Below are 10,266 nucleotides of genomic sequence, written 5' to 3'. Positions count from 1 at the left end.
CCACGCCCACGCGGTGCGCCTGCACGTCCTTCGTCGTCCGGCCCCACAGCCGCGCCATCTCCCCCGGGTGCGGCGTGAGCAGCACGGGCCCCTTCGCCCGCCGCAGCACCGTCAGGTCCTCCGCCACCGCGTTGAGCGCGTCCGCGTCCAGCACCGCGGGCACGTCCACCGACGCCAGCAGGTCGCCAATCAGCGCGCCCGTCTCCGGGCCCCGGGGGATGCCCGGCCCCATCACCAGCGCGTCCTTGCCCTCCAGCGCGGCCTTGAGCGCCTCCAGGTCGCCCTTGCCCAGCGGGCCTTCACCCGGCAGCGGGACGCCCATGATCTCCGGCGAGTGCGCCATCACCCACGGCAGCGCCTCCGCGCGCGTGGCCACCGTGACGAGCCCCGCCCCGCTGCGCAGCGCGGCCAGGGCCACCATCGCCGCCGCGCCCGTCTTGCCAGGGCTGCCCGCCACCACCAGCACGTGGCCGTAGGTGCCCTTGTGCGAATCCGCGCGGCGCTTCGGCAGCGCGTCGCGCGCGTCCTTCTCCTCCACGCGGAACAGCTCCGCCCCGGACACCGCGCGCGTGGACTCACCGCCCAGGCCGATGTCCACCCGCCGCACGTCGCCGCACAGCGACGCGCCGGGCTCCAGCTCGTGCGCGGGCTTCACGAAGCCGAAGGCCACCGTGACGTCCGCCTCCACGCACGGCGAGAAGGGCTCCGCCGTGTCGCTCTGCAGGCCGGACGGCACGTCCGCGGCCACCACCTTCGCCCCCGCGCGCCGCCACCGCGCCACGGTGCCGATGGCGTCCGCGAAGACGCCCTCCGGCGCGCGCTTCAGGCCGGTGCCGAAGAGGGCGTCCACCACCACGTCGCCCGGGCCCGCCTCCGGCAATACCTCGAAGGCGCGCGGCGACTCCCCGAAGCCCTCCAGCGCCTGGAGGTTGCGCTTCGCCTCCGGGGTGAGCTTCCCGGTGTCCCCCACCAGCGACACCACCACGCGGGCGCCCCCCTCCAGCAGGAAGCGCGCGGCGACCAGGCCGTCCCCGCCGTTGTTGCCGGGGCCGCCACAGCACCGTGAAGCGCCCGCCCGGGCCCGCGAGGCTCCGGGCGGCCTCCGCGAGCGCGCGGCCCGCGTTCTCCATCAACACCCCGGACGGCATCCCGTGCTGCTCTTCGGCGGCCTTCTCGGCCTCACGCATCTGGACGGCGGTGAGCACGCGCTGCATGGCTTCCAACCTCCCTACTTCGTCTGGAGCACCACCGTGGCCGCGGCCACGCCGGCATCATGGGTGAGCGCGAGCATCGCCTCCCACCCCCGCGCTTCCATCACCTCACGGGCCACGCCGGAGAGCACGAAGCGCGGCGGACCGCCCTCGCGCACCACCTCCATGTCCCGCCACTTCACGCCGGGAGGCACGCCCATCGCCTTCACCAGCGCCTCCTTCGCCGCGAACCGGGCCGCGTACGCGCTGGCCGCGTCATGCCGTGGCGCGCAGTAGGCCCGCTCCCCGTCGGTGTACACGCGCTGAAGGAACGCCTCCGCGCGCGGACCGCTCAGGATGCGCTGGATGCGCTCGATGGAGCAGAGGTCCAACCCCAGGCCGACGATGGGCATGGCCGGCTACCCCGGGTCGCGCATCAGTTCGAGCATCTCGCGCACCGCGCGCTCGAAGCCCACCAGCACCGCGCGCGCCACGATGGCGTGCCCGATGTTGAGCTCGTCGATCTCCTGGATGCGCGCGATGGCCTGCACGTTGTCGTAGTTGAGCCCGTGGCCCGCGGCCACGCCCATGCCCAGCTTCGCGCTCGCCTTGGCCGCGTCCACGATGCGCGCCAGCTCCCGCGCGCGCTCCTTCTCGTTGCGCGCCTCGCAGTAGCGGCCCGTGTGCAGCTCAACCCGGTCCGCGTTCACCTTGTGCGACGCGCGCACCTGGTCCAGATCCGGGTCGATGAACAGCGAGACGGCGATCTCCCCGTCCTTGAGGTTCTTGATGATCTTCGCGATGGACTCGCGCTGGCCGGCCACTTCCAGGCCGCCCTCGGTGGTGAGCTCCTCGCGCCGCTCGGGGACGAGCGTCACCACGTCCGGCTTGTACTCGTAGGCGATCTTCACCATCTCCGCGGTGGCGGCCATCTCCAGATTCAGGAGGGTCTGCACCGTGTCGCGGAGGATGCGCAGGTCCCGGTCCTGGATGTGGCGCCGGTCCTCGCGCAGGTGGATGGTGATCTGCCGGGCGCCGGCCAGCTCCGCCATCGCCGCGGCCGTCACCGGATCCGGATACACGGTGCGCCGCGCCTGACGCAGCGTCGCCACGTGATCCACGTTGACACCCAGTCGCTGTCCCATCGTCCCGCTCCTTGCGCTGGCGCGGTGCGGGAGGGTCCAAAGGCCCGGGCCCGCGCCGGCCCCTCTATTCGTGGCCGGCGTCCGGAAGTCAACCGCTGTCGCTAGCCGTTGAGCGCCTTGGAGAGCGCCTCGACGATTTCGCGGGCGTACGCCTCGTTGCGCGCCGCGTCCTCGCCCTCAACCAGCACGCGGGCCTTGGGCTCTGTGCCGGAGAAGCGCACCAGCACGCGGCCGGCGTTGCCCAGCTTCTGCTCCACGTTCTTGATGGCCTTCATCACCGTGGGCAGCTCCCCCAGCTCGCGCTTCTGCTTCACCACGACGTTGAGCAGCGTCTGCGGCACCGGCTGGAAGATGGAGGCCAGCTCCGACAGCGGCTTCTGCTGGCGGCACATCACGGCCAGCAGTTGGAGCGCCGCGAGCGTGCCGTCGCCCGTGGTGGTGTGGTTCAGGAAGATGAGGTGGCCGCTCTGCTCGCCGCCCAGGCTGTAGCCGTTGCGGCGCATCTCGTCCACGACGTGCCGGTCACCGACGCGCGTGCGGACCACCTTCACGCCCCACTGCGCCACCGCGCGCTCCAGGCCGATGTTGCTCATCACCGTGGACACGAGCGTCTTCTTCTTCAGCTCCTTGCGCGCGACGAGCTCCCCCGTGCAGATGGCCATGATGGCATCGCCGTCCACGACGTTGCCCTTCTCGTCCACGACGATGAGGCGGTCCGCGTCGCCGTCCAGCGCGATGCCCAGGTGCGCGCCGTGCTTCACCACGGACTTGGACAGGCCCTCCGGGTGGAGCGCGCCGCACTTGTGGTTGATGTTCTTGCCGTCCGGGGACACGCCCAGCGCGATGACCTTCGCGCCCAGCTCCTCCAGCACCGAGGGCGCCGTGCGGTACGCCGCGCCGTTGGCGCAGTCCACCACGATGGTCATCCCCTCCAGCGTCAGCTCCCGCGGGAACGTGGCCTTCAGGTAGACGATGTAGCGGCCCCGCGCGTCGTCCAGGCGGATGGCCCGGCCAATCTTCGTCGCCGTGGGGCGGATGTTGTCGATTTCGCCGCTGGAGACCAGCTCTTCAATCTTGGCCTCCGTCTCGTCCGGCAGCTTGAAGCCGTCGCGCCAGAAGAACTTGATGCCGTTGTCCTGGTACGGGTTGTGGGACGCCGAGATGACGGCGCCCGCGTCCGCGCGCATGGACGTGGTGAGGTTGGAGATGCCGGGCGTGGGCAGCGGGCCCACCTGCTCCACGTCGACGCCCATGGAGATGAGGCCGGCGGACAGCGCCTGCTCCAGCATGTAGCCGGACAGTCGCGTGTCCTTGCCCACGATGACGCGGTGGCGGTGCGGACCGTTGCGGATGAGGTACGCCAGGGCGCGCCCGAGCTTCATCGCGACCTCGGCCGTCATCGGATAGACGTTGGCGACGCCACGAACGCCGTCCGTGCCGAACAGCCGCTCCGTCTTCTGCGCTTCCTTGGGGGGCATGTCCATCCTGTACGCCATGTGCGCCGCTCCACCTTTCCCATTGCCGGAAGGGCTCCGGCCACTCACGTCCGGGGGCTTATACCCCGTCCGGCACGTGGGCCCGAAGCTAGGGATGCGGTGCCACCCAGGCAAGCACCCGGGCGTGCGGACCTGAACAGCCCGGACGCCAGGGCTTGTCTCCGTCAGCCGCCGTACAGGTCGCCGCCACCCCGGGCGCTCCGGATGGCGTCCGCCACCGCCAGCGCGTCCCGGGCCTCCCCCACGTCGTGCACCCGCACCACGTCCGCGCCGCCCAGGACGGCCATGGCGGCCACGGAGCCCAGGGTGGCCGCCAGGCGCTCCTGGGGGCCCTTGCCGCCCGTCAGCTTCCCCAGGAAGGACTTGCGGCTGGTGCCCACCAGCAGGGGCTGCCCCAGCCCGCGCAGCTCTCCCAGCCGGCGCAGCAGGAAGAGGTTGTGCTCCAGCGTCTTGCCGAACCCGATGCCCGGGTCCAGCAGGATGCGCTCGCGAGGGATGCCCGCCTCGGTGGCCTGGAACATCCCCTCCTCCAGGTAGTCCATCACCTCGGCCACCACGTCGTCGTAGCGGGGGGCCTGCTGCATCGTCTTCGGCGTGCCCTGGGTGTGCATCAGACAACACGCGGCGCCCGCGGCGGCCACCACTCCGGCCAGCGCCGGGTCCGAGTGGAAGCCGGTGACGTCGTTGATGAGGTGGGCGCCGGCCTTGAGCGCCTCCTTGGCGACGGCCGCCTTCATGGTGTCCACGGAGATGGGCACGGTGGAGCGGCGCTTGATGCCCTCCACGACCTGGAGGACGCGCGACAGCTCCTCCTCCGCGGACACCGGCAGGGAGCCCGGCCGGGTGGACTCGCCGCCCACGTCCAGGATGTCCGCGCCCGCGTCCACCAGCTTCAGCGCGTGCTCCACCGCGCTGGAGGCGTCCGGGAAGCTGCCGCCGTCGGAGAAGCTGTCCGGCGTCACGTTCACCACGCCCATGAGGTACGTGCGCGTGCCCCACTCGAACCGGCGCCCGCTCAGGGTCAGCGCCGGCATGGGCGGGGGCGACAGCACCTCCTCCAGCACGCGCGCCAGGCCGTCCGTGCGCGGGGACCTGCGGGCGAGTGAAATCAGCCGGTCGAACTGCTGGCGGCTGCCGGACAGCAGCACCTCGCCGGGATGGTCCACGTGTCCGCCCGGCGTCCAGGTGGGCAGCTTCTCGCGCTCCTTGGAGCCGTGCGGCGGCACCAGCTCCTCCTCGTAGGAGGGACGGCCGCCGGTGACGAGCACGTGCGCGTGGCCCAGCTCGCGCGTCAGGTGTTCGCGGCCGCGGGGGGACAGGTTCAGGCGGCGGAGGACCAGCGACAGGTCGTCGGGACGGTCTCGCGAGATGAGGCGGGCACGCAGCACGGTCAGGTCCCCCTGGGGAGAAGCGCGGGGACGGCAGCGAACCCAGGTCGACCGGCCCCATCCCCCTGGATAGCAGGAGGCGAGGAACACGGAAAAGGGCCCGGTGCTCCCTCCTGGAGGGAAGACCGGGCCCGGACCTCCAGCAGGACGCTACGGGCTGAACTGGATGAGCCCCATGTCCGTCTGCCCCGCCGACGTGAACGTCGTGGCGCCCACCGGCGTGGAGCCGTCGAACGTGAAGGCCAGCCGGGTGGCGCCGTCCGGCAGCACCGCCAGGAACGCGTTGGCCACCCGCGGCCCCAGCATGCGCGACCAGCGGTGGTCCCCCGTGGGGGTGAAGCTCGCCACGAACCGGAACTGCTCGCTGCGGGGCAGGCCCGGCGTGCCCAGCGCTCCGCCCCCCAGCTCCAGCGTGTCCGCCGACACGGCGCCGTTCACCACGATGTTGCCCGCACCGTCCACCGCCACCTGCTCGGCCATGTCCCCGCCGGGATAGGTCGTCAGCACGCGCACCCAGCCCTCGCCGCCGGACGCGGTGAGCGTGCCGAACACGCCGTCATCCGGGCGCACGTCGTGGGTGGGGTCGTTGCTCGAATACGTCTGGCCCTTGAAGGTGAAGCTCCCGTTGAAGCCTCCGGAGAACGCCACGCCCCCGTCGGGCAGGGCCGCCAGGCCGCGGATCCGCCCGATGGCCCCTCCCTTCAGCCCGTAGCCCCACACCGGAGCCCCGCTGGGGGTGAAGCGGGCCACGAAGGCCGTGCCCACGCGCATGTCCGGTCCCGCGAGGACGGGGTTGTTGCCGCGGCCGCCCATCAGGATGTTGCCCACCGCGTCCGTGGTGAGCGCGTTCGCCTCGGTGTACTCGTCCAGGGTCTCGAAGGCCTGGGACCACTGGTGGCCGCCGCTGTAGTCGAACTTCGCCAGGAAGAGGGACTGGGTCTGATCATCCCGGCTCTCGCTCAGCGGCCCCGCGTAGAGCTCGCCGCCGCCCAGGTCCAGATAGCCCTCGAAGTGGCCCGCGACGATGAGGCTCCCGTTGGCGTCGGTGGCGACGACGGTGGGAACGGCGAACGAGGAATAGACCTGCCCCTGGCCCCAGTCCGGCCGCTTCACCGCGCGGAAGCCGTGCGACCAGACGGGGTTGCCGACGGGGGACAGCTTCAGGACGAACATCCCCACGGCGCCGGCGTCGGGGTCGATGTACGGCAGCGCTCCGGTGCCCAGGTCCGGGCTGCCCAGGTAGGTGCCCACCACCAGCACGTTGCCCACCGGCGTCACCGTCATCGCGCCCAGCTCCACCTGCTGCCCCACCCCATACGCGCGCGACCACTGGTGCTGGGCCGCGTTGTCGAAGCGCGCCACCAGGAAGCCCGAGGGCCCCGGCAGCGCCCCGCCGCCCGCCTGCGCCGGCCCGTCGAAATACCGGCCCCCCAGCACGAAGCCGGTGCCATCCGGCAGGTTGAAGAGCGCCGCCGCGCGCTCCCGTGCCGCGCCCCCCAGCGTCCTCGCCCACGCCTGCGAGGGCGTGCCGCTGCCCCGGTAGGTGCACCAGTCGTAGCGGAAGACCGTGTCCAGCTGCGGCCGTCGCGAGGGGTTGGAGGCCTCGCGCGCGGAGAAGTCCGCCCCGTCCTCCCCCAGGGGCAGGGCGGCCAGCGACAGGCTGGAGCGCGAGCGCGCCGCGTCCTTCACCTCCGCCGTGAGCCACGAGTCCGTGGGGGCGGAGGCCACCGACGCCACCGCGATGCCCTCCACCGGCCGGTTGTTCCACGTGAGGGTATTCTCCCCGAAGCCGCCCAGCAGCCCGTGGAACGACACGCCCGTGGAGGTGCCGTTCTTCACGTACAGCCGCAGCCGCGCCTGGATGAGCTCGCCGCCCTCTCCCTCCAGGTTGAAGCGCAGATAGGACTGATAGCGCGTGGGCGTCGCGTCCACGTACAGCGTGGACTGGCTGCTCATGTTCACGTCCGGGTGGTCCTCGCGGACCGCGCCGTCCTGCACCGCCACCAGCGTCCGCGCGTCCAGGTACGTCCGGGGCTGGCACTCGGTGGGCAGCGCCGCCTGCTCCACCGCCTTCAGTGCCCCGTCCCGCCCCTCGTCCTGCGACTCCGCCCTTCCGCCGCACCGTGGCAACAGCGCCAGCATCGCGAACGCCGCCACCCCCTGCGCTCCCCGCTTCCATCCGGTCTGCATTGTCGTGTCGTCCCCCTCGAGGCCTTCCCAGCCCCGCGGTCCTTTGAATTGCATCCGGGGTGCCAGCGTGAATCCGCTGGAGGACACGGGACGGGACCCCAGGGACGCACTCGCGGTGCCCTGGATGGGGAAGCGCCACACGGTGCGAGGGAACGCGGAGGGGCCGGAATGGCGCCGGGCGTTCAGCGCCGTCCGGGCACCAGGCAGGCGGCGCGAGCACAAACGAAAAGGCCCTCCCCGGTACCGGGAAGGGCCTTCGTCACTTCGGGCCGGAGGCCTTGAGAGGCGTTACGCCTTCTTCGGCTCCATGTTGGGCAGGCCCTCGAGCGCGTCGAGGATCTTCCGCTTGTCCTTCTTCTCCGTCGGCTTCGGCGTGGAGGACACGCGCGGCGCCGGGCGCTCACGGGTGAGCTGGCCGCCCTGGAGGATGATGTTCACGTCCTCAGCGTCGAGCGTCTCGTACTCCACCAGGGCGTCGGACACGCGCTGGAGCACGTCCAGCTTGTCCGTCAGCAGCTGCTTGCCGGTCGTGTAGCAGCCCACGACGATGCTGCGGACCTCCGAGTCGATCTGCCGGGCGGTGTCCTCGGAGTAGTCCTTGGACGAGTTGAAGTCGCGGCCCAGGAACACCTCACCGTCGCTCTTGCCGAACGCCAGCGGGCCCATCTTCTCGCTCATGCCCCAGCGGCACACCATGGCGCGCGCCGTCTCCGTCGCACGCTCGATGTCGTTCGCCGCGCCGCTGCTCATCTCGTTGAACATGAGCTCTTCGGCGATGCGGCCACCCATGGCCATGGTGATCTGGTCGAGGATCTGCTTGCGGTAGCCGTTCACCTTGTCCTCGGTGGGCAGGCTCCAGGTGACGCCCAGGGCCTGACCGCGCGGGATGATGGTGACCTTGTGCAAGGGGTCGCAGCCGGGCAGCAGCTTGGCGAGCAGCGCGTGGCCGGCCTCGTGGACGGCCGTGTTCCGCTTCTCCTTGTCGGTCATGATCATGGACCGGCGCTCCGGGCCCATGAAGACCTTGTCCTTCGCCTGCTCGAAGTCCGCCAGGTCCACGCGCTCCTTGTTCTGGCGCGCGGCCATCAGGGCCGACTCGTTGACCAGGTTCTCCAGGTCCGCGCCCGTCATGCCGGGCGTTCCGCGGGCGATGACCTCCAGCTCCACCTCCGGGGCCAGCGGCACGCGGCGGGTGTGCACCTTCAGCACGCCCAGGCGGCCCTTCAGGTCCGGACGGGGGACGATGATGCGGCGGTCGAAGCGGCCCGGGCGCTGGAGCGCGGGGTCCAGCACGTCCGGACGGTTGGTGGCGGCGATGAGGATGACGCCGTCGTTGGACTCGAAGCCGTCCATCTCCACCAGCAGCTGGTTGAGCGTCTGCTCGCGCTCGTCGTGACCGCCGCCCAGGCCCGCGCCACGGTGGCGGCCCACGGCGTCGATTTCGTCGATGAAGATGATGCAGGGGGCGTTCTTCTTGCCCTGCTCGAAGAGGTCGCGCACGCGGCTGGCGCCGACGCCCACGAACATCTCCACGAAGTCCGAGCCGGAGATGGAGAAGAACGGGACGCCCGCTTCACCGGCCACCGCGCGGGCGAGCAGCGTCTTGCCCGTGCCCGGGGGGCCCATCATCAGGACGCCCTTGGGGATGCGGCCGCCCAGCTTGGTGAACTTCTTGGGGTCCTTGAGGAAGGCGACGATCTCCTCCAGCTCCTCCTTGCACTCGTCCACGCCGGCCACGTCCGCGAACGTGACCTTGTTGTGGCTCTCGCTGAGGAGCTTCGCCTTGGACTTCCCGAACGTCATCGCCTTGCCGCTGCCGCCCTGGAGCTGGCGCATGAAGAAGATGAAGAACAGGAACAGGAAGACGACGGGCATCCACTGCCCGAGGATGGTCAGCCAGAGGCTGTTCTGCTCCTCGCGCTCGTACTTCACGTCCACGCCGGCGGCGCGGAGCTGGTTGAGCACGGCCACGTCCGGAGCGGGACCCGTGGTCCGGAACTTGTCGTTCGAGTCGCTGAACGTGCCGGAGTAGGTGTTGCCCTTGACGGAGACGGCCCGGACCTTCTTCTCCTCCACCTTCGTCAGAAGCTGGGTGAAGGTCGGTTCCTGCACCTGCTCGTTGCCTTGCGAGAAGAAATTGTAGAAGGCGACGAAGAGGACGATCAGGATGACCCAGAGCCCGATGGTCTTGTAGGTCGAACGCACGTTTCAGCTGCCCTTTCGGTACTCGGCGGGATGAGGGCCGTGCCAGGAGGAACCCCGGCGAGTTTCGTCATGTTGCCCGGCGCCCGCCCGTGTGCAGGCCAGCGACGGACCGTATCAGCAACAGCAAAAAGCCCTCAACTATTTAGGGGACCGCGACCATCCCCTGTTTCGAAGCTTCGACTCTATAACGGAGGGGTCCGCCGTTCGCTTGAAGCCGGCGGGAAGGCCCACAGCGAGTGTCGGCAAGACGCCGTGTGGGAAGCGGCGCCAGGCTCGACGAAGCGCGGTACGACCCCGGGGAGCCACAGCGGGGCATCGCGCGCGTCCACCACCACCGGCTGCGCGTCGCGCGCCTCCGCCGGAACGCGGGCATCCACCAGCGCGTCCTGCACCTTGCGGTGGCCCGCGCGCGTCCGGACGCGATCGCCCTGTTTCCTCGAACGCACCGTGAGTGGCCACGCCGTCCCCTCCTCCAACACCAGGGCCAACACTCCCGGGGGCGCGGATCCTTCCGCCACCTGGAAGCGCCACGCGCCAAAGTCCCCCTGAGCCCCCGGCCCCGCGAGCACCAACGGCGCGGGAGGCGCCTGGGGCCGGGCCCCACGCAGCGCACCCGCCCGCCGGTGGCCTTGAGCAGGAAGCCGTCGCTGAG

General features: G+C 71.0%; 7 protein-coding genes and 1 pseudogene. All 8 read right to left on the bottom strand.

Annotated elements, in window-relative coordinates:
* Positions 1 to 1,214, bottom strand: a pseudogene (locus ACLEQD_RS28550) (NAD(P)H-hydrate epimerase); the annotation flags it as partial.
* Positions 1,215 to 1,228: 14 nt separating this feature from the next.
* Complete coding sequence (locus ACLEQD_RS28545) at positions 1,229 to 1,603, bottom strand: holo-ACP synthase (protein WP_410388286.1); 375 nt, start codon at positions 1,601 to 1,603, stop codon at positions 1,229 to 1,231.
* A gap of 6 nt (positions 1,604 to 1,609) precedes the next feature.
* Positions 1,610 to 2,335: a pyridoxine 5'-phosphate synthase gene (locus ACLEQD_RS28540; RefSeq protein WP_143904949.1), complete on the bottom strand. Its 726-nt coding sequence runs from the start codon at positions 2,333 to 2,335 to the stop codon at positions 1,610 to 1,612.
* A gap of 101 nt (positions 2,336 to 2,436) precedes the next feature.
* The gene (gene glmM / locus ACLEQD_RS28535) at positions 2,437 to 3,831 is read right to left on the bottom strand and encodes a phosphoglucosamine mutase (protein WP_410388284.1); all 1,395 of its coding nucleotides are present in this window, start codon (positions 3,829 to 3,831) and stop codon (positions 2,437 to 2,439) included.
* A 164-nt stretch (positions 3,832 to 3,995) separates the two neighbouring features.
* On the bottom strand, positions 3,996 to 5,219 hold the full coding sequence (gene folP / locus ACLEQD_RS28530) for a dihydropteroate synthase (RefSeq protein WP_410388282.1): 1,224 nt from the start codon (positions 5,217 to 5,219) through the stop codon (positions 3,996 to 3,998).
* 150 nt (positions 5,220 to 5,369) lie between these two features.
* Positions 5,370 to 7,376: a DNRLRE domain-containing protein gene (locus tag ACLEQD_RS28525; RefSeq protein WP_410388281.1), complete on the bottom strand. Its 2,007-nt coding sequence runs from the start codon at positions 7,374 to 7,376 to the stop codon at positions 5,370 to 5,372.
* A gap of 321 nt (positions 7,377 to 7,697) precedes the next feature.
* A complete protein-coding gene (gene ftsH, locus ACLEQD_RS28520; protein ID WP_410388279.1) occupies positions 7,698 to 9,614 on the bottom strand; it encodes an ATP-dependent zinc metalloprotease FtsH in 1,917 nt (638 codons plus the stop codon).
* A 182-nt stretch (positions 9,615 to 9,796) separates the two neighbouring features.
* Positions 9,797 to 10,006, bottom strand: a complete 210-nt coding sequence (locus ACLEQD_RS28515) for a hypothetical protein (RefSeq protein WP_410388288.1) — start codon at positions 10,004 to 10,006, stop codon at positions 9,797 to 9,799.
* Positions 10,007 to 10,266 lie beyond the last annotated feature (260 nt).

This window comes from Corallococcus sp. 4LFB (assembly GCF_046520365.1).
GTDB classification, from domain to species: domain Bacteria; phylum Myxococcota; class Myxococcia; order Myxococcales; family Myxococcaceae; genus Corallococcus; species Corallococcus caeni.
The sequence above is the reverse complement of the archived record's forward strand: the minus strand, read 5'-3'. Positions and strand labels throughout refer to the sequence as shown.

Excerpts from the sequence above, each read along its gene's own strand:
- ACLEQD_RS28545 (WP_410388286.1), bottom strand. The coding sequence starts at position 1,603 with ATGCCCATCGTCGGCCTGGGGTTGGACCTCTGCTCCATCGAGCGCATC.
- ACLEQD_RS28540 (WP_143904949.1), bottom strand. The coding sequence starts at position 2,335 with ATGGGACAGCGACTGGGTGTCAACGTGGATCACGTGGCGACGCTGCGT.
- glmM (WP_410388284.1), bottom strand. The coding sequence starts at position 3,831 with ATGGCGTACAGGATGGACATGCCCCCCAAGGAAGCGCAGAAGACGGAG.